This window comes from Halochromatium roseum, from assembly GCF_016653315.1.
GTDB classification, from domain to species: domain Bacteria; phylum Pseudomonadota; class Gammaproteobacteria; order Chromatiales; family Chromatiaceae; genus Lamprobacter; species Lamprobacter roseus.
The window spans coordinates 10,412-28,972 of the sequence record NZ_NHSH01000055.1; the positions used below are offsets into that span (position 1 = coordinate 10,412).

The window sequence follows — 18,561 nt, forward strand, 5'->3', positions numbered from 1 at the left end:
GCGACGATACTCCGCATAGTCGTCATCGCTAAAAAACGTCTGCTGCCGTCGATTGCCGCGCTGCGTCACATGATGCGGCAACCCCGGAACCACCACTCTCGGGAGTCTTGCCATTGTTCCGTCAATTTCTCACCACGTCACGAAAGACTTGGCAAGACTTTAACCCCATCTGGCGTTCTTCGTCTAGGAATTAGGCACACTGTCCCCGGAATCGCCCCCCCCCGGAATCGCCCGGAATCGATCAGCGTCTCCAAATGCGTGATTCAGTAATGATAGCGGCACTGTGCAATGATGATGTTATCGCCTTGGCAGGTATACACCAATCGATGCTCATCATCGATGCGCCGACTCCAGAAACCTGACCACTCATATTTCAATGGTTCAGGTTTTCCGATTCCATCAAAGGGGTTGCGCTCGATATCCTTGATCAATGCATTGATCCGCTTCAAGAGGCGTTTATCTGTCTGCTGCCAGTACAGATAATCCTGCCAGGCCTGCGGATGCCAGCTAATCATCGATCAAGGCTCGGGGCTCGAAAACACCGTTTTTAATCTCCTGAATGGCGCGGTCGAGACGCGCTCTGTTACGCTCGGATCGCTGGAGATAGGCGCTTTCAATGTAGGCGCTGTGATGGTCCAGATGCTCTTCGAGCATTTCCAGCGCCAGTTGTTCGGGCGTCTGTTCCGCCAAGCTCGCCATGACAGCGATTTTTCTCTGCAACTGTTCGGGAATTTCAAGGGTCAGCATGATCTTGAGCTCTGTCAATTTCTCACCACGTCACGAAAGACTTGACAAGACTTTAAGCCAGTTTGGCGTTCTTCGTCTAGGAATTAGGTATACTGTCCCCGGAATTGTTCTTCGTCTAGGAATTAGGTATACTGTCCCCGGAATTGACCGGAATTGAACGAATTCCCCGGAATTCTCTCGCCTGCTTTCATGCCTACGCATCGACACGTCAGTTACCCTTCGCGCCGCAATGCTCGATACTGGGCTCGCGGCTCACGACTACCCAGGCGGGACTCTCACCCGCTAGAACACGCGGCCTTGCCAGGCCGCACTAGCCCCTTTAGCCTTTAGCCGGAGAGGTGAAGGGCGTTAGGTCATTAATTGGATTTCTTTAATCTGCCCTTTGAGCTATTGACGCACGTGCCACTTTGATAAGACCAAGGAGTGCATCATTGACATCATCTTCAGTTTGAAACACCTCCGCCACCTCTGGGCGAAGCAGTACTAAATTATTCCTTTCCATATAGGACTGATAGTGCTTGCCACGCACGCCAACACCCAAATCCTCACGGCGATATTCTGGTCGCATCTCATCACTCGTGTGCTTAGCCATTTTCGTAGATCTCCCGTTCTCGTTTACTCATCTTGCGCGCACTGATCAAACGTGTTTCGCTATTTGTTTCGGCAAAAGAGACAATCAAGAATGTCCCATAACGCGTCATTCCAAAGGTCAGAAAAAGGCTTTCCCCGATTGAGTGATCCGGATCGTTGAAGGTGAGTGCCATTGGGTCGCCAAAGACGGTTGAAGCCTCCTCAAAGCGAATGCCATGGTTGCGCAAATTGGCCTGTGCTTTTTTGTGATCCCAGGCAAGTTTCACAATTTAGTTCTCTATTAAAAAATCAATTCGAGCCTGGCCCCTTTGGCCCCATTGGGCATGAAGCGGTAGGCCCACACCCGCGTTTCGCAGGCCCGACAGGACAGCGCCAGCAAACGACGATACTCCGCATAGTCGTCATCGCTAAAAAACGTCTGCTGCCGTCGATTGCCGCGCTGCGTCACATGATGCGGCAACCCCGGAACCACCACTCTCGGGAGTCTTGCCATTGTTCCGTCAATTTCTCACCACGTCACGAAAGACTTGGCAAGACTTTAACCCCATCTGGCGTTCTTCGTCTAGGAATTAGGTATACTGTCCCCGGAATTGCCTGTCCCCGGAATTCGACTGTCCCCGGAATTCGAGAATCGGCTCGCGGTAGCGGAACTCGCTGGCAATCTCCACCCGCGCGGGCACCCGCGCCAGGCGCTCGAGTAGATAGCTGCCGGTCAGCGTCGCATGGTAGCTGGTGCCACAGGCGCAGAGGGTGACCGAGGTGAAGGGCTGCAGCCAGTCCGCGCCCAGCTCGTCGAGCGCCACCGCGTTGTCGCGCAGCCGTCCGGTGAGGATGTCGGCCAGCACCTGCGGTTGTTCGTAGATCTCCTTCTCCATGAAGTAGCGATAGCCCTCCTTGCGCGCGGCCAGACTGGTGGCCGGCAGCGGCTTGGGCGCCAGCTCGGCCGGTTGGCCGTCGGCGCTGAACAGCGACAGCCCGGTGGCGGTGGCCAGGCCCCAGTGGCCGTCGTCCAGATACAGGGTCTGGGCGCAGAGGCCCACCAGCGGCGCATCGGAGGAGGCGAAATAACAGCCCTCGCCGGCAAAGCCGAGCTGCAACGGCGAGCCTTGACGGGCGAAGAAGATCCGCCCCGGCGCGGTCTCGCTGATCAGCAGGATGGCATAGGCGCCGTGCAGATCGCGCGGGCTGCAGAGGATCGGGCCGCGGTCGCCGCGCCTCAGTGGAAAATCGTCTCCGGCGTCTCGGCGCTGAGGATGCGTTTGGACCACTGCAGCAGTTGCTCAGGCTCGGCGGCGGTGATGCGCTCGCGGTAGGCCTCGGCGCTGTCGTGGCCGAATTTTTCTTGTAGCAACGTCAGCAGGATTAGGGCTTCGCCCTGCTGAATCCCCGCCTGTTCAACCGTCGTCACATAGGGCATACGCTGTTGCTCCTCATAGGCATAGAGTGTTTGGCGAAAGTCGGCCTCGAGCGCCTTGGGTAGGCGGATCATCCAGTCGATGAGCCGAAACAGCTCGAGTATCCGCGCCTGCTCATAACCGCGCTCGTACATCAGCCGAATCAGGCGGAACTTCCAGCCCTTGAGCGTCTCGGCATCGTCGGTGACCTTGGCGCGGATCTGCGCCATCACCACCAGGGCGAAGACATTGTCGCTGGCTTCGAGTTCAGCCCAGCGCTCAGGCTCGGCATAGTCCAAGCGTTTGACCATCGGAAAGCGGAAGTCAACGCGGCAGTCCCAGAGTGCGGTGCTGAACTGCTGTGGGCGAAAGCGCTGGTCGGTATCGGCCAAGACCGCGAGGCTGGCGACTGGCACCTGCATCACCCAGCCTCGGGCGGGCATCATCGCCTGTCGGCGACCGACGCTCGGCGGTTCGGTTGTCACGATCGGTTGGCATGCCGGGAGTGTAGCGGATTCAGCAGTTGAGGTGTCACCGACCCGAAACCGTGGTGCGTCCACATTTTCCCGCAGCAGCCGGAAATCGTGGTACGTCGCTGATTAACCACTTTGCCTTGCCCTCAGCGTCTCGGATCGGTGATCCTTGTTCTCGGAATCGATGTCGAGGTCAAGAGGCCAAGGCCTTGTTGGATTAGCGCTTTTACCTAACTCGACAGGCTCTCTAGGAAATCAGCAACCGTTTGAATGCACATCCCCTCTGTCTTGTCTGGCGCATTCATCAGAAACCCGAAATCCCGGAGATCACCCGTCAACAAGACATCAGCCTGACACGAACGGGCAGCCAGATAGATCGGGCAATCTTTTTCCGCCAGCCCTTGCGGACAGTCGCCAAGGCCGGAGTCGACAACGAGGCGAAGCTCAGCAACCCGCCGGTCAAGTTCAGCAAGACAGGCGGGATATTTCCGCTCGAGGTTTCGGCGCGCCTCTTCCAAGGCGTACGGACTGGTCACAGGTTGCCACAGGCCCGCATTCGCCAGTTCCAGCACCAGGGCGGCCTTGCCGTTCGGATTGTGCGCTGCCGTGAACAGCACATTGGCGTCTAGGAACAAGCGCATCAGGTGTTTTGCAGACGCTCGAGAATCCGTCTGCGCTCATCGGCCGTGAGCGCATCGGCGCGATCCCAGTCGGCGATCTGCGCATCCGTGTAGTGCTCAAGCTCCAACACTGCGGCGGGTTTCAACCGCAATTCGCCTCCGCATTCCTCAACGATCACGGCGCCACCCGGCTTGATCCCCAGGTGCTTGCGCATGCCTGCGGGCAGGGTAACTTGCCCGCGACTGGAAACCGTCAGCACTTCACGCATCAGATGCTCCGATTGTCTGAATGTCAGGATTGCAGATTATCAGACTTAACCAAAGACCGCGAAGCCCCGAACATTCCGAATAGCGAGCGTCAGTCTGTGCTCAATCGCTGTTGCCGTGAATGGCAGCACCTGATCCTGGAATTGCTGCATGACCGTTGCGACCTCAGCGCCGCGCTGCGTCGGCTCAGTCAATCACAGGGCGCCACCCTGTTCATGACCCTGTTGGCCGGCTTCACCGCACTGTTGGCCCAGACCAAGGCCGTTGCCCTGGGCGCCTACGCCCATCAGCACCTGCCCTTCGAGCGCCTGGTCGAGGACCTCAATCCCGAGCGCAGCCTGAGCCATGAGCCGTTGGTGCAGATCGTCTTTGCGCTGCAGAACGCCCCGCGCAGCGCGGTTGCGACCCCCTTTTCCCTTCCCTTCAGCAGTGTGCTAGACAGCGTGTCCCGGTCGCCGCGCCTCAGTGGAAAATCGTCTCCGGCGTCTCGGCGCGGAGGATGCGTTTGGACCACTGCAGCAGTTGCTCAGGCTCGGCGGTGGTGATGCGCTCGCGGTAGGCCTCGACGCTGTCGAGGCCGAACTTCTCTTGTAGCTGCGCCAGCAGGATGACGGCTTCGCCCTGCTGCACACCCTTCTCAATCCCCGCTTGTTCAACCGTCGTCACATAGGGCATACGCTGTTGCTCCTCATAGGCATAGAGTGTTTGGCGAAAGTCGGCCTCGAGCGCCTTGGGCAGGCGGATCATCCAGTCGATAAGCCGAAACAGCTCGAGAATCCGCGCCTGCTCATAACCGCGCTCGTACATCAGCCGAATCAGGCCGAATTTCCAGCCCTTGAGCGTCTCGGCATCGTCGGTCACCTTGGCGCGGATCTGCGCCATCACCACCAGGGCGAAGACATTGTCGCTGGCTTCCAGTTCAGCCCAGCGCTCGGGCTCGGCATAGTCCAAGAGTTTGACCATCGGAAAGCGGAAGTCAACGCGGCAGTCCCAGAGTGCGGTGCTGAACTGCTGTGGGCGAAAGCGCTGGTCGGTATCGGCCAAGACCGCGAGGCTGGCGACCGGTACTTGGTAGCGGTCGCGGATCTTGTAGTGGTAGGTATACAGCCGTTCAGCAAAAGCGATTTCGGGCTCACCTTGCACCTCGACATGGATCAGTACCCAGACCGCGGTGCCATCGCGCAGGGTGACACCGACCAGTTTGTCGGCATAACGCCTTGTGGTCTTGGCCTCTTGCACCAGTTGCTGGAATTCCTTGTCGAGAAACTGCACCCCTTTGGACCAGTCGATCTCGGCATGGATGGCCGGAAACAGCAGGGCGAGGAACTCCGGGAAGAAGCGCTCGAGGGCCTCTTTCCAGGGGCTGTCATCGTCGCGCTTGGGCGACGCGGTCTCGGCGCTGTGGTGGTCGGCTGGCATTGGCTGAGTGTAGCGCGGATTCAGCCGCTGGCGGTGGCACCGGCCCGAAACCCTGGCACGTTCGCGCCGCCGAACTCCGGCGTACCGGCCAGCCGTGCGGATCAGCGTAGGGTATTCGGTATACTGTTACCGGAACTCTACTCCACCGTCACACTCTTCGCCAAATTCCTTGGCCTATCCACATCATTCCCCAGCCGAATCGCAATCTCCATCGCCAGCAGTTGCACCACCACCAGCATCTCGAAGAACTCGAGCATCGGGTGGTCGTAGGCGCGGATCTGGATGATGTCATCGGCCAGCTCGAAGTACTCGGTGGTGATGGCGATGAGGGTCGCATCGCGCGCGGAGAGCTCTTCGACATTGCTCTTGACCTTGTCGTAGAGCGTGCTGCGGGCCATCAGGGCGATGGTGAACAGCTCGGCGTCGGCTAGTGCGATGGGGCCGTGCTTCATCTCGCCGGCGGGGTAGCCTTCGGCGTGCAGGTAGCTGATCTCCTTGAGCTTGAGCGCGCCCTCCAGGGCCAGCGGGTAGAACAGGTCGCGGCCGATGAAGAAGAAGCCGTGCCCGTGCAGGTAGCGCTTGGAGAGCCGGTGCAGGCGCTCGTGCACGCCGGGTTGCACCTGCATCACCGAGACCACCGCCCGCAGCGCGGCCAGCTCGCGCGTCTGCCGCTCGCCGCTCAGCAGGCCGCGGGCTTGGCCCCAGTACAGCGCCAGCAGCCAGAGGCTGAGCACCTGCGCCGAGAAGGCCTTGGTGGAGGCGACCCCCTTTGCGATGCCGGCGCGCAACAGCAAAGTGCGCGCGGCCTCGCGCACGATGGAGCTGTTGTCGACATTGCACAGCGCCAGGGTGGCCAGGCCTTGCGCCTTGGCCAGCTTGATCGCCTCCAGCGTATCAGCGGTCTCGCCGGATTGGGAGATCACCACGAACAGCCCGCTGGGGTCGAGGATCGGCTCGCTCTCCTTCTCCATGAAGTAGCGATAGCCCTCGATGAAGGCCAGCGCGGGGCGCGGCTGCAACAGCCGCTCGGCCTGATCGCGAAAGAAAGCATCGCCGCTGGTATTGATTCCCCTTTGACTCCACCGAACAGCATCACTTGTCTGCGCGTAATGCCTCGACTTGCGCCACGCTCAGGCCGGTGGCCTGGGCAATCTGCCCGTCGTTGAGCATGCCGAGGGCGATGAGGTTGCGGGCCGTGGCCTGAGCGGTTTCTAGGCGCCCTTCCTGACGCCCTTGCTGACGCCCTCTCAGTATGCCGATCCGCTCCCCTTCCAAACGCTCGCGTTCTGCCCAGTGTTGTAGGTTTTCGGCCAACATGGCGTTGTCCTCGATGAGTGAATGAACCTGTGTGAGATCGATCTTCGCGCCAAGGCGCTTTAAGTGGCGCTTGAGCCAGCGGGTGATGAGCCGATCCAGGCGGGCCTTGTTGGGGTCGGCTTGGATCAGGCGCACCAGTCGATCGACGGCTGCTTGCAGCGAGGCGCGATCCCCAGAGGCGATCTCGACCTCGAACACCCCGCTCAAGGGACTGCCGATGGCGCTGAGCTGCTCGGGTGTGTAGCGGCCTTCGTCGATCAGGTAATAGCGCAGGTGCGGCTGGTAGGCACGCAGGAACGGCGGTGGCGAGGGACGCACCAGTTCATCAATATCTTCGGCGGCGTGCCAGCGCTCAAGCCCATTGTAGAGCATGATCGGCAGGAGCGGGGGGAGCCCTTTCGCCGGGCTGGTGACCTTGGTCTTGAGCAGGTGCTGATAGAAGCAGGCGACGTAATGGAGCATGCGCAGCGCCATGGTGGGGTCGACCGTGGATTGGAATTCGATCAGCAGGTAGAGGAACAACCGCTCGGTGACGCCTTGCCAGGTCACCTGCACCGACCAGACGACATCCTCGAAGCGCTCCTCGAACAGGGGCGTGATGTAGTTTCCGCTGTGGTTCTTCAGCGTCGCGAAGTCCATCAGGCTGGCGATCTCGGGCGGGGCGAAGCCTTCGATCAGCTGCTGAACAAACTCGGGGTGGCTGAACAGCGCTTTGTAACCGGTGTCGTGGTGCTTGGCCATCGGTGCGGTGGAGGCTCAGTGCAGTGCTCATGGGGCGAGTGTAGCGCAGGCGAGTGCCCGCTGGCACCAGCGCTCGCAGCGCTCAGCCTGGGACGCAAAGCGGTAGCTGCTCCAAGGACGCCCCTGGGTCGCGAACCCCATCTGGCGTTCTTCGTCTAGGAATTAGGTATACTGTCCCCGGAATTGGAATTGGTGGCGGAATTCATGATAGAAAACGCTCGTTCATGGCGTTGAGGATCGGCGTCCAACGCATAAACAGCGACATTGGTATCAGCGAAGAATCTTGCGGTCATAGCACTCTTCACGCACGAATTTCCCTGACCAAAGACCGGCGCCTTCCTTAAACTCCGCCCAGTCGGCCTCGGCGTCCGCCCCCGTTTCATCGACCGCTGGCTGGCGCGGACGAGACTTCAAATAAACAACAAAATCCAACACTTCGCGTAACTCAAACTCAGGTAAGGTACGCGCTTCCTCGAGTATTCTTTCCGCTGTGATCATGATCAACCTCCAGAACATACGGCAGTCGGTGCGCCCGATCATACCGAAGAGCTGCCGGTTCTTGCCCGCGCAACCCGACGCTGGAGAACCTGAACCCGATCCCGCCATCTCAGGCGATGCTGCCGAAGGCCATGAGCGTCATCCCAGCGCAGCCGCTGTGGGCGCAGCGGACTTGGGCGGCGCTAGCTGCGGATTCACCGCCAGCAGGAACCCCTCGCTGTGACGCGTCTCTAGGTAAGCGCGCACTGTCGTTGATGCGCTGGTGTAAGACCTGGCGCAATAAAACGCATCATTGGCGTCATCGCGCTGAAAGTCACAAAAACAATCGCGACGATGCGCCGTTAGCGCGCGTGAACTCGCCTGTACCGCCGACGGCCACAGCGCCTTCAACAGGCCTCCTAGAGCGCCGATGGGCACGCTGACATCCACCGTGTATTAACCTCTTCTTCTCTCTCAGCCCCGATGCCGTTCGTTTAGCCGCCAGCCGTTCGTCCGTCCCAGCAACTGCAGCCCCAGGGTGCCGTCTCATCCATCAGGCGAAGGGATCATCCACCGGTGTGTCGTCCAGCTGCTTGAAGCCGTGTTGCCACTTCGGCCAGTGGACCTTGCCCTCGCTGTACTCCCAGGGGCGGAACTTGAGCTCGGCGGCGCGTAGGCGGTTGTTGATCATCACCAGATCGACGAGGGCGAGCTGGCCGTAGTAGTAGACGTTGTCGCAGAGGTCGAAGAGGCGGAAGCCGAGCTGCTCCAGCAGCGCGGCGCGCTCGCAGAGGTCTTGCCGGCCGATGGAGGTCTCGATGATGACGAAGGAGGCGTTGCGCAGCACCCGCTGCCCGCCGGCGATGAGCTGCTCCTCGACGCCGTCGACGTCGAGCTTGACCAGATAGGACAGGTCTGGGAGCGCATCGGGGGCGAAGACGCGATCGAGCCGCCGGGTGGGGATCTCCTTGAGGCCGATCAGGAAGCGCATGGCCTCGTCGCGCTTGGGGCGGATCCGGGTGTGGGTGACGCGACCGGAGGCGTCGACCGAGGTCTCGTGTAGGTACAGGACGCCATCGGTATGGAGCGCGCGACCTTCTGGAGGCTGTCGTCGAATCCGGCATCGCGATCGTTGACATGCTGCCCTGCCTCCGGTGCGATCGTTCGCCCAACGCGACGCTAGGCGGCCACGGTTTCGATCACGTCACCCCGCCGTTGCAACAGCGTGACGCCCTGCTCCAAGGCCAACCGCTTCACGTCCTCCTCGACCGCAAAGGTGGCCATGGCCAAGTGGATCCGATACTGCTGGTATTCCGGATAAAGCTTGAGGAAGTTGGCCGCCTTGCGCCCCACAAAGCGCTCGATATCCTTGGGGTGAAGCCGGTATTTCACCTCAACCACATAGACATCCTCTCCGTTGACCAGCAACAGATCGTATTCCTCCTCAAGACCGCCTTTGCTGCGCGTGACATTCTTCTCGATGAAGTCAAAGCGGATGCCATTGAGCTCAGGGTTGTGCTTCAGTGAGTTGTAATAAAACTCCTCGGCCACCTTGCCCTGGTTATTGCCCACGCCTCCGTACATCTCAGCCAACTTGTTCAGCTTGCTGTCAGTCTTGGCCAACTGTGCATCGGTCTTGGCTTGGGCAACCGCCAAGCTGGCCACGAGCTCCCGCAGTTCTGCGTCTGTCATCGTCATATCCCTCAGTCCCCGCATTCTTGTCGCGCTTGGTCATGCAAGCGCATCCCTCGCCGCTTCGTTAGGCCAGATTGCGCGAGTGCCTGCGGGCGGGCGGTGTTGCCTTTGCCTGCTGCCGGAATCGCAATCACAAGAACACGGCAGCGCTCACATTGAACCGCTTCGCCAACTTTCTAGCGATCTCTTTGCTGATGCCGCGCCGGCCCCGCAAGATGTCCGATATGCGACTCTGCGGGGCGCAGTCGGCAAGATCCTCCTGCTTCAACCCATGCTGTTCCGCGGATCAGCCCGCCTCAGTGGAAAATCGTCTCCGGCGTCTCGGCGCTGAGGATGCGTTTGGACCATTGCAGCAGTTGCTCAGGCTCGGCGGCGGTGATGCGCTCGCGGTAGGCCTCGGCGCTGTCGTGGCCGAATTTTTCTTGTAGCAACGTCAGCAGGATGACGGCTTCTCCCTGCTGAAGACCCTGCTGCAAACCCTTCTCAATCCCCGCTTGTTCAACCGTCGTCACATACGGCATACGCTGTTGCTCCTCATAGGCATAGAGTGTTTGGCGAAAGTCGGCCTCGAGCGCCTTGGGTAGGCGGATCATCCAGTCGATGAGCCGGAACAGCTCGAGAATCCGTGCCTGCTCATAGCCGCGCTCGTACATCAGCCGAATCAGGCGAAATTTCCAGCCCTTGAGCGTCTCGGCATCCTCGGTGACCTTGGCGCGGATCTGCGCCATCACCACCAGGGCGAAGACGTTGTCGCTGGCTTCGAGCTCAGCCCAGCGCTCGGGCTCGGCATAGTCCAGCAGTTTGACCATCGGAAAGCGGAAGTCAACGCGGCAGTCCCAGAGTGCGCTGCTGAACTGCCGGGGGCGAAAGCGGTGATCCGTATCGGCCAAGACCGCGAGGCTGGCCACTGGCACTTGGTAGCGGTCGCGGATCTTGTAGTGGTAGGTATACAGCCGTTCAGCAAAGGCGGTTTCCGGCTCGCCTTGCACCTCGACATGGATCAGCACCCAGACCGCCGTGCCATCGCGCAAGGTGACGCCAACCAGCTTGTCGGCATAACGCCGGGTAGTCTTGGCCTCTTGCACCAGCTGTTGGAATTCCTTGTCGAGAAACTGCACGCCTTTGGACCAGTCGATCTCGGCATGGATGGCCGGGAACAGGAGGGCAAGGAACTCCGGAAAGAAGCGCTCCAGGGCCTCTTTCCAGGGGCTGTCATCGTCGCGCTTGGGCGATGCAATCTCGGCGCTGTGCTTGTCGGTTGGCATGCCGGGAGTGTAGCCGATTCGGCAGCTGGGGTGTCACCAACCGGACACCGTGGTGCATCCCCATTTTCCGTTCACCCAACCGTTCCGTGAATCCGCCCCAGAACTCCGGATCTGTCGCAGGATCCACCTGAGCCTATTAATCCTCGCCGCCCCAATGCCGCCCCATGACCGCACTCCCGCTTGACTTTCGCGGACCGACCGACTATCCCTTCACGCCCTTCCCTTCCCCGCCGCCGCGCTCGACGGGTCGGTCATCGATCGCTTTCTCGCCATCGCGGACCGGTATGGCAATCGTCTGGCGATCGACGACGGAGCGTGCCGCCTGACCTATGCCGAGCTGGTCGCAAACGTCTGCGGTCTGGCGGCGGCCATCACCGCCGCCCAACCCGGAGCCACCGACCCGGTCGGCATCCTGCTCGATCACACTGCGGCCTTCCCGATGGCGATGCTGGGCGTGCTGGCCAGCGGCAGGCCCTATGTCCCGCTGGACGTCAATTTTCCCGAATCCCGTAACCGGCACATCCTGGAGCAGGCCGGCGTCACCGCAACTGCGGCCCGACGGACTGCCCGAGTTCCTCGGCCGCAAGGATCACCAAGTCAAGATTCGCGGCTTTCGGGTCGAGCTCGGCGCCATCGAGGCGGCCTGTCGAGCCAATCGCCCCCAATGCGGACCTGCGTCAGTTCCTGGGAATCTCAAAAAGCATCTCCCGTTCCAGCTGCTCCGAATTTCATACGCAAAGGTGCTCATTCGGTGATTCGCTCTCCGTTGATAGCGCCCTTGCGGGCGAGCAACTGGAGTCCGGGTTGGGCAGTCTCAACCGGAGGCGCTCAGTCCGCGCTTGCAGGATCGCCTTCACCTGTCGATACGGCGTGAACCGCTCGATCTCTGGATCGGTTAACCGTGCCAGCACGTTTCGCGCAGCGTTCTGGTCCGCCTGCAACACCTCCCCGTCGACACAGTGAAACCGATCCCCCTGGCGTTTGCCGAGGAGGCACCCGTTGCGGGAATCGATTTGCGAGGTGTAGGCCGGATTGACCAGAACGACCGCAGAACCTCTGCGGCGTGAAACACTGTCAAGTGCTTCGGCAATGACGCCTTTCGTCCAGGCGGCGAGCCGGCGATTGACGTTCTTGCCGAAGGACTTGCCCGCCATTGGGGCGGTGAGGTCTTCTGTGGCGATGACAGCGGCTTTGTCGACGACCTTGTGGACCGATTGAAACACCACATCGCGGATGCGCGCATGGGCGTTGTCCATCTGCCGATCGCGCTTCTTGCGCCCGAGATTGAATTGGCGGATGTGCTCGCGCTTGCGCGGATTGCGAGTCTTGTTGGCGAGCGCGCGCAGTTTGGAGCGGCGTTGGTACTTGGCCTTGAGCTTATCCGAAGTGTCCGTGAGCAGCGCGCCCAGCTCGGGGCCNTGCCTGCCATCGGAGCGGTGAGATCTTCTGCGGCGATCACCGCGGCTTTGTCGACCACGTCATGGACCGCTTGAAAGACGCTGTCGCGGATGCGCGCATGGGCGTTGTCCATCTGCCGATCGCGCTTCTTGCGCCCGAGATTGAATTGGCGGATGTGTTGGCGCTTGCGCGGGTTGCGGCTGTTGTTGGCCAGCGCGCGGAGCTTGGAGCGACGCTGATATTTGGCCTTGAGCTTGTCGGAGGTCTCCGACAGCAGCCCGCCTAGCTCGCGGCCATGGTGGTCGCCGTCGGAATCGACCAGCACTTCGGAGTAGCCTTTGTCGACGCCGATGGTGCGCTCACCGCAGTCCTGGGTGACCCCAGCGTCGATGGTGTAATGCACCTCGAGACGGTCATCGTCTTTGAGGATGAGGCGCAAGGTGCCGGTGGGCGCGACGCTGCTGTTGAGTGGGATGGCGATGCGCTGGCCTTTGGTCAGGCCGGGGATCTTGATCCAGGCGCGCCCGCCGAGCTGGAAAGTCGTGTAATTGTCGGAACGGACGATGATCTGGTTGTGGGTATGATTGTGTCCGCGCATCCAGTGCCGACGCATCACGCGACGCAGATAGGGATCGCGGGTCCAGTCGTTGATCTTCAGCGCGGTGAACAGCCGCTTCTGTTCAGCCTGGTCTTGGGTGTGACGCCCGATGCAGCGGCGTGCTTTGACCTTGGCGGCTTCCATGTTGGCGGTGATGTCGCCTTTGGCATCGCGCAAGGTTTCCTTCCAGGCATTGGCTGAGACCGGGAAGGCACGCTGTTGCTCAAGCCAACGGTCGCGAATCTGGCGATCTGACAGGCCCACGCCTTGAAGCGAGCCAAAGCGCTGCCAGACCTCAGAGCGTACCTGCCCGAGCCGCTTGGCCTGTTCGCACAGTGCTGCGAGCTTGCCCTGGTTGGGCCGCTTGGCGTGCAGGATGCGCGTCACCTTCATTCGCACAGCGCCGTCGGCTGGCGAATCGGTGTCTCGGCAAAGTCCGTTTTGATCTGCTGCGTGTACTTGCGCATCCCGGTCAGCCGGCCACTGAAGGTGTGCACGATCGCCATCAGGTCTTCGACCAGCTCTTGCTCGGGCGAGAGCGATTCCTGGTTGACCACGACGATCTCGCAGCCGTTTTCCTCGGCGATGTGGGAGAAGAAATCGAAGCCAAAGCGCATTAAGCGGTCTTTGTGGGCGATCAGCAGTTGGCGGATCTCGCCACGCTGGATGCGATCGACCAGGGCGAGAAAACGTTTGCGCTTGAAGTTCATGCCGCCGCCGATCTCGCTGATCCATTCATCCACCGCGATCCCGGCATTCAAGCAGTCGGTTTCCATCGCGCTGACCTGGGAGGCCAGGTCGTCCTTCTGGCCCGCGCTCGAGACACGGCAATAGACCACCACGTCCCGGGTCTTCGGTGCCCCGCCCAGCATCAGGCGCACGTCAGACTCATCGAAGTAGCGATGTCCGGACGGCAGCCGCTTGGGCTGCAGCTTTCCCTCGGTCTCCCAGCGCCGGATCGTCTGGGGCGAGCGGCCAATGCGCTTGGCGAACTCGCCGATGCTGTATCTCTTGCTCATAAAGAGCAATTATAAATAACTTCATATTGTCCCGTTAACAATTATCCGGACAGCCTCATTTTTGCAACCAGCTGATTTGGTTATGATATTAAGAAGTTGCTAATCCGCATAGTAAATGGCGGGACAATATATAAATCAAGGAACTGTTTTTTGCTCCCGCTTGCTGGCGCCGATGGCCTTTAGGGATCAGGCCGCGGATCGAATAGCTCGATCCAGTGCAACACCGGTCTATCGGCCGCCGCGGCTAGGTGCGTCTGACAGCCGACATTGGCGGTGGCAATCAGCGCCGGTGCACCGGACTCTAGGGCGTCGAGGCGATCGGCCCGCAGCCGTTGCGACAGATCGGCCTGCAGGATCGAATAGGTGCCGGCCGAGCCGCAGCAGCTATGCGCATCGCGCACCGGAGTGAGTTCAAAACCGACGCTGGTCAGCAGCGCCTCGACGCGGCCCATCAGCCGCTGGCCGTGCTGCAGCGTGCAGGGTGAATGAAAGGCAATCCGCCGCGGCACTTGACGCGCGAATGGACTCGGCAGCCGAGCCAGATCCTCGGCGCTGAGCAGTTCGCTCAGATCGCGGGCCAGCGCTGAGACTCGGGCGGCCTTCTCGGCATAGACCGGATCATCACGCAGATGCCAGCCGTAATCCTTGACCACCGCGCCGCAGCCGCTGGCGGTGATCAGGATGGCCTCGGCCGGGGTCTGCTCGGGATCGCTCGGCGCGATCGCGGGCCACCAGGCGTCGATATTGCGGCGCATGAATCGCTTGGCCTCGTCGGGCGCGGCCAGATGCTGGCTGATCGCGCCACAGCAGCCGCCACCCTTCGGCTGCAAGACCTGGATGCCGAGCTGAGCGAGCACACGCTGGGTGGCCTGCACCGTCGCCGGCGTCAAGGCTGGCTCGACGCAGTTGTCGAGCATGAGCACCCGTCGCTGACGCGGCGCCGACTCCGCGGCCGCCGCCCCGGCGACTGCGGTCCCGGCTACTGCGGTCCCAGCGACTGCGGTCCCGGCGACCGCTGGCATCAAGCCGGGAGCCTGCAACAGCTCCGAACCAGGTGCCTCGCCATTGTCCGCGGCCACCGGCACCTTGTCGCGCAACACCCCCGGCAGCAGCGGCCGCAGCCATTGTCCCAGGCGCAGCAGCGGCACAAAGCGACTTGGATAGGGCAGTACCTGGCGCAGACCCCAGCGCAGCAGCCGCTCATGCACGGGACGCGGCACTGACCGTTCGATCCGCTCGCGGCCGATCTCGACCAGTTTGTGATACTCCACCCCAGAGGGGCAGGTGGTCTCGCAGTTCAGGCAGGTCAGACAGCGGTCCAGATGCTGCTGCGTGGTGCGCGTCGCCGGCTCGCCCTCGAGCACCAGTTTGAGCTGATAGATGCGCCCGCGCGGACCATCCAGCTCATCACCCAACAGCTGATAGGTGGGGCAGGTGGCGGTGCAAAAGCCGCAATGCACACAGCTACGCAGGATGCGGTCGGCCTCGCGTCCATCGGTGGTCGCTAAGAGTTCTGGGATCAGTCGCGTTTGCATGCTCGGTCCCTTGGCTTACTGGAACAGACGCCCGGGGTTAAAGAGCCCCTCGGGATCAAAGGCGCGCTTCAGCTCCCGATGCAGCCGCAAGACGACTGGACTCAGCAGCGCGAAGACGCCATCGGTCGGCGGCGCTGCGTTGGCGCTGGTGCTGGTGCTGGTGCTGGTGCTGGCGCTGGCGCTGGCGCTGGCGCGGAACAGCGTCGCATGCCCGCCGGCGGCGGCCGCTGACCTCCGAATCGCCTCCGCTGAAAATCCAGCCCGAAGCCAGCGCAAGGCGCCGCCCCATTCGATCAACTCCACCCCCGGGATCGCCTCCGCCGCAGTCGCCGGCGGCACCGAGATCCGCCACAACGCTTGCTCAGTGGTGAAGCCATGCAACCGCTGCTCGCGCACCGCGGTCCAGAAGGCATCGGCCTCCGCCGCCGCCATCGTGGTACCGCCCAGGAGGCGTTGCGACTCGCTCAGCGCCTCGTCACTGCCGGCGAGCCGCACGGACAGCCGGCCATCGAGCCAAGCCGTGCCGGTGATCGGCAAGGCCTGCCGCGCCCACTGCTGCATCAGCGCCAGGGCGCTGGACTGATCGGCTTCCCGCACCAGCGTGATCCGCCCAAGCGGCCGGGGCATCACCTTGATCGAGACCTCCAGCAGCACACCGAGCATACCGAGCGAGCCGGCCATCAAACGCGACAGATCATAGCCGGCGACGTTCTTCATCACCCGGCCACCGAACGCCAGCACCTCGCCCTTGCCGTTGAGCATGCGCACGCCGAGCACCGCGTCACGGACACTGGCCGCGTAAGGTCTCCGAGGTCCAGACAGACCTGCGGCCACCATCCCGCCGATGGTGGCGCGCTCACCAAAGTGCGGTGGCTCAAAGGGAAACTCCTGCCCCTGCTCGGCCAGCAGCGCCTCGACCTCGGCCAGTGGCGTGCCCGCTCGAACCGTGATTGCGAGCTCAGTCGGCTCATAGGCAATGACACCGCGGTGGCTTGAGCAGTCCAATTCGGCATCGGCCTGCACCGGATTGCCGTAAAAAGCCTTGGTCTTGCCGCCATGGATCGCCAGGGTTGTGCCGGACGCGCGAGCGGCATTGACCTGCTCAATGAGCGCCTGCTCAGTCGTTGTATCGAGGTGTTCAGTCATCAAAGTCGGGCGCCGTTTTCCTGTTCATTCTCGCCGTTATTCACTGGCAAATCGGTAGGTCCTCAAGCCAAGCTTCACCCACGCGATTCAGCTAAAACCGCGGCAGCTCGGGAAACTTTAGCTCCCCATGATGCACATGCATGGCGCCGAATTCCGCGCAGCGGTGCAAGGTCGGCACCGCCTTGCCTGGGTTCAAGAGCCCCTTCGGATCAAAGGCTGCTTTTACCGCGTGCATCTGCGACAACTCCGCGCTGTTGAACTGCACGCACATCTGATTCAGCTTCTCGACGCCGACGCCATGCTCACCAGTCACGGTGCCGCCGACCTCAACACACAGCTCGAGGATGGCGCCACCTAAGGTCTCGGCCTTCTCCAGCTCGCCCGGGTGATTCGCATCGTAGAGGATCAAGGGATGCAGATTGCCGTCACCGGCATGAAAGACATTCGCCACCGCCAGTCCATACTCCGCCGACAGCTCGGCGATCCGATTCAATACCGATCCCAACTCGCGGCGCGGAATGGTGCCATCCATGCAGTAATAGTCGGGCGAGAGCCGCCCCACCGCCGGGAACGCGGCCTTGCGTCCCTTCCAGAAACGCAGGCGCTCGGCATCGTCCGCCGCCGTGCGCACCTCGGTCGCGCCGGCCGTGAGCAGCAATTCGCGCACCCGCATCACATCCACCGACACCTCGGCGTTGAAACCATCTAGCTCGCAGATCAGGATCGCCGCCGCATCGACTGGATAACCGGCCTGGACAAAGGCCTCGGCGGCCCGAATCGCCGGGTTGTCCATCATCTCCAGCCCGGCCGGAATGATGCCGGCGCCGATAATCTCGGCCACCGCCGCGCCGGCCCGCTCGACGCTGTCGAACGAAGCCAAGAGCGCCTGCGCCCGCTCGGGCTTCGGCAACAGCTTGACCGTGACCTCGACGATGAGGCCGAGCATCCCCTCGGAGCCGGTCATCAGCGCCAGCAGATCGAGCCCTGGCGAATCCAAGGCCTCGGCGCCGACCTCGAACAGCTCGCCCTCAACGCTGACCAGCTTGAGCTTGAGGATGTTATGCACCGTCAAGCCGTACTTCAGGCAATGCACGCCGCCGGAGTTCTCGGCCACGTTGCCACCGATCGAACAGGCGATTTGGGAGGATGGGTCCGGCGCGTAATAGAGACCATGCGCTGCCGCCGCCTCGCTGATCGCCAGGTTGCGCACCCCGGGCTGTACCCGCGCCATGCGGTTCGCCGGGTCGAGATCGATGATCCGATTGAACTTGGCCAGCGACAGCAAGACCCCATCGGCAAGCGGCAGCGCGCCACCGGAGAGTCCCGTGCCCGCGCCACGCGCCACCACCGGCACCTCCAGTCGATGGCAAAGGCGCATGATCTGCTGCACCTGTACGATCGTCTCTGGCAGCACCACCACCAGCGGACGCTGTTGGAAGGCGCTCAGCCCGTCACACTCGTAGGGGGCCAGCTCCGCCTCGGTCGCCAGCACGCTGGCCGCGGGCAGCAGCCGGCGCAGCTCCATGATGACCTCGGGCTTGGGATTGAGCGGGCGTTCGTCTGGGATTCTGGACATGAGGCTTGAATGACCATCCCTTCAGGGAAAGAATTTGTAGATGTCTTTTCGATCCATCACCAGGATGAACACGACGGTATCGGCTTCCATGGCCATGCCCACACGAAAAGAGCCAAATCGAGCCTTATAATAACTCCCACGACCCTGTATCTTCTCTAGACTTGTGACCAAATAATAATCGTTTTCTCATTGAAAAACATAGTTATTTTTGAGGTTGGCCAACCCTGCAACGACCAAGATCACCTGATCAGCCATGCGAGTAGCACGATTTCTGAACGTGTTG

At 61.5% G+C, this 18,561-nt stretch carries 22 protein-coding genes and 2 pseudogenes; 2 read left to right on the forward strand and 22 right to left on the reverse strand.

All coding sequences use genetic code 11. From position 1 onward, the window contains the following. The 9 genes and pseudogenes from CCR96_RS24580 to CCR96_RS11415 form a co-directional block, all read right to left on the reverse strand. Nucleotides 1–114, reverse strand: a pseudogene (locus tag CCR96_RS24580) (transposase); the annotation flags it as partial. 149 nt (nucleotides 115–263) lie between these two features. Further along, nucleotides 264–515 (reverse strand): Txe/YoeB family addiction module toxin, encoded by a 252-nt coding sequence (locus CCR96_RS11380; RefSeq protein ID WP_201220250.1) that lies wholly within the window; start codon nucleotides 513–515, stop codon nucleotides 264–266. Continuing rightward, the gene (locus tag CCR96_RS11385) at nucleotides 508–747 is read right to left on the reverse strand and encodes a hypothetical protein (protein ID WP_201220251.1); all 240 of its coding nucleotides are present in this window, start codon (nucleotides 745–747) and stop codon (nucleotides 508–510) included. The genes CCR96_RS11380 and CCR96_RS11385 overlap by 8 nt, the downstream gene beginning before the upstream one ends. Nucleotides 748–1,117: 370 nt before the next feature. Further along, nucleotides 1,118–1,339 (reverse strand): hypothetical protein, encoded by a 222-nt coding sequence (locus tag CCR96_RS11390; RefSeq protein ID WP_201220252.1) that lies wholly within the window; start codon nucleotides 1,337–1,339, stop codon nucleotides 1,118–1,120. Further along, a complete protein-coding gene (locus CCR96_RS11395; protein WP_201220253.1) occupies nucleotides 1,332–1,604 on the reverse strand; it encodes a BrnT family toxin in 273 nt (90 codons plus the stop codon). The genes CCR96_RS11390 and CCR96_RS11395 overlap by 8 nt, the downstream gene beginning before the upstream one ends. A 303-nt stretch (nucleotides 1,605–1,907) precedes the next feature. Further along, nucleotides 1,908–2,606, reverse strand: coding sequence for a glutamine--fructose-6-phosphate aminotransferase (locus tag CCR96_RS11400; RefSeq protein WP_201220254.1), 699 nt, complete (start codon nucleotides 2,604–2,606; stop codon nucleotides 1,908–1,910). Then, complete coding sequence (locus CCR96_RS11405) at nucleotides 2,555–3,217, reverse strand: RpnC/YadD family protein (RefSeq protein WP_338035867.1); 663 nt, start codon at nucleotides 3,215–3,217, stop codon at nucleotides 2,555–2,557. The genes CCR96_RS11400 and CCR96_RS11405 overlap by 52 nt, the downstream gene beginning before the upstream one ends. A 218-nt stretch (nucleotides 3,218–3,435) precedes the next feature. Further along, nucleotides 3,436–3,840 carry a PIN domain-containing protein gene (locus CCR96_RS11410; RefSeq protein ID WP_201220255.1) on the reverse strand — a complete coding sequence of 135 codons (405 nt, stop codon included), beginning with the start codon at nucleotides 3,838–3,840 and terminating at the stop codon, nucleotides 3,436–3,438. 5 nt (nucleotides 3,841–3,845) lie between these two features. Further along, nucleotides 3,846–4,094: an AbrB/MazE/SpoVT family DNA-binding domain-containing protein gene (locus CCR96_RS11415; protein WP_201220256.1), complete on the reverse strand. Its 249-nt coding sequence runs from the start codon at nucleotides 4,092–4,094 to the stop codon at nucleotides 3,846–3,848. 96 nt (nucleotides 4,095–4,190) lie between these two features. Between CCR96_RS11415 and CCR96_RS11420 the strand changes: the two genes are divergently transcribed. Continuing rightward, a complete protein-coding gene (locus CCR96_RS11420) occupies nucleotides 4,191–4,637 on the forward strand; it encodes a condensation domain-containing protein (RefSeq protein ID WP_201220257.1) in 447 nt (148 codons plus the stop codon). Here CCR96_RS11420 and CCR96_RS11425 read toward each other — a convergent pair. The 8 genes from CCR96_RS11425 to CCR96_RS11460 all read right to left on the reverse strand — a co-directional run bounded on the left by CCR96_RS11425 (nucleotide 4,555) and on the right by CCR96_RS11460 (nucleotide 11,006). After that, the gene (locus CCR96_RS11425) at nucleotides 4,555–5,511 is read right to left on the reverse strand and encodes an RpnC/YadD family protein (protein WP_201220258.1); all 957 of its coding nucleotides are present in this window, start codon (nucleotides 5,509–5,511) and stop codon (nucleotides 4,555–4,557) included. The two genes, CCR96_RS11420 and CCR96_RS11425, sit on opposite strands and share 83 nt — an antisense overlap. A gap of 137 nt (nucleotides 5,512–5,648) precedes the next feature. Beyond that, entirely contained in the window at nucleotides 5,649–6,530 is an 882-nt protein-coding gene (locus CCR96_RS11430) for an SIS domain-containing protein (protein ID WP_242518948.1), read from the reverse strand. A gap of 73 nt (nucleotides 6,531–6,603) precedes the next feature. After that, the gene (locus CCR96_RS11435; RefSeq protein ID WP_201220259.1) at nucleotides 6,604–7,569 is read right to left on the reverse strand and encodes an Rpn family recombination-promoting nuclease/putative transposase; all 966 of its coding nucleotides are present in this window, start codon (nucleotides 7,567–7,569) and stop codon (nucleotides 6,604–6,606) included. 270 nt (nucleotides 7,570–7,839) lie between these two features. Continuing rightward, the gene (locus tag CCR96_RS11440) at nucleotides 7,840–8,067 is read right to left on the reverse strand and encodes a hypothetical protein (protein ID WP_242518949.1); all 228 of its coding nucleotides are present in this window, start codon (nucleotides 8,065–8,067) and stop codon (nucleotides 7,840–7,842) included. Nucleotides 8,068–8,599: 532 nt separating this feature from the next. Then, nucleotides 8,600–9,163 carry an FkbM family methyltransferase gene (locus tag CCR96_RS11445; protein WP_338035869.1) on the reverse strand — a complete coding sequence of 188 codons (564 nt, stop codon included), beginning with the start codon at nucleotides 9,161–9,163 and terminating at the stop codon, nucleotides 8,600–8,602. A 62-nt stretch (nucleotides 9,164–9,225) separates the two neighbouring features. After that, entirely contained in the window at nucleotides 9,226–9,711 is a 486-nt protein-coding gene (locus CCR96_RS11450) for a hypothetical protein (protein WP_338035870.1), read from the reverse strand. Nucleotides 9,712–9,871: 160 nt separating this feature from the next. Next, nucleotides 9,872–10,009: a helix-turn-helix domain-containing protein gene (locus CCR96_RS25565; RefSeq protein WP_201220263.1), complete on the reverse strand. Its 138-nt coding sequence runs from the start codon at nucleotides 10,007–10,009 to the stop codon at nucleotides 9,872–9,874. A gap of 28 nt (nucleotides 10,010–10,037) precedes the next feature. Then, complete coding sequence (locus CCR96_RS11460) at nucleotides 10,038–11,006, reverse strand: RpnC/YadD family protein (protein WP_201220264.1); 969 nt, start codon at nucleotides 11,004–11,006, stop codon at nucleotides 10,038–10,040. Nucleotides 11,007–11,328: 322 nt separating this feature from the next. Between CCR96_RS11460 and CCR96_RS25570 the strand changes: the two are divergent. Then, nucleotides 11,329–11,526 (forward strand): annotated as a pseudogene (locus tag CCR96_RS25570) (AMP-binding protein); the annotation flags it as partial. Nucleotides 11,527–11,734: 208 nt separating this feature from the next. Here the strand turns inward: CCR96_RS25570 and CCR96_RS11470 are convergent. From CCR96_RS11470 to CCR96_RS11495, 5 genes are all read right to left on the reverse strand, one after another. Then, on the reverse strand, nucleotides 11,735–12,424 hold a 690-nt coding region (locus CCR96_RS11470; protein WP_207191947.1), incomplete at its 5' end, for a zinc ribbon domain-containing protein. A 967-nt stretch (nucleotides 12,425–13,391) separates the two neighbouring features. Further along, nucleotides 13,392–14,021 (reverse strand): IS607 family transposase, encoded by a 630-nt coding sequence (locus CCR96_RS11480; RefSeq protein ID WP_201220265.1) that lies wholly within the window; start codon nucleotides 14,019–14,021, stop codon nucleotides 13,392–13,394. 179 nt (nucleotides 14,022–14,200) lie between these two features. Beyond that, nucleotides 14,201–15,556 carry a glycolate oxidase subunit GlcF gene (glcF, locus tag CCR96_RS11485; protein WP_201220266.1) on the reverse strand — a complete coding sequence of 452 codons (1,356 nt, stop codon included), beginning with the start codon at nucleotides 15,554–15,556 and terminating at the stop codon, nucleotides 14,201–14,203. Between the two features lie 15 nt (nucleotides 15,557–15,571). Beyond that, entirely contained in the window at nucleotides 15,572–16,702 is a 1,131-nt protein-coding gene (glcE, locus tag CCR96_RS11490) for a glycolate oxidase subunit GlcE (protein WP_201220267.1), read from the reverse strand. A 91-nt stretch (nucleotides 16,703–16,793) separates the two neighbouring features. Beyond that, on the reverse strand, nucleotides 16,794–18,278 hold the full coding sequence (locus tag CCR96_RS11495) for an FAD-linked oxidase C-terminal domain-containing protein (protein WP_201220268.1): 1,485 nt from the start codon (nucleotides 18,276–18,278) through the stop codon (nucleotides 16,794–16,796). Between the last annotated feature and the right edge of the window lie 283 nt (nucleotides 18,279–18,561).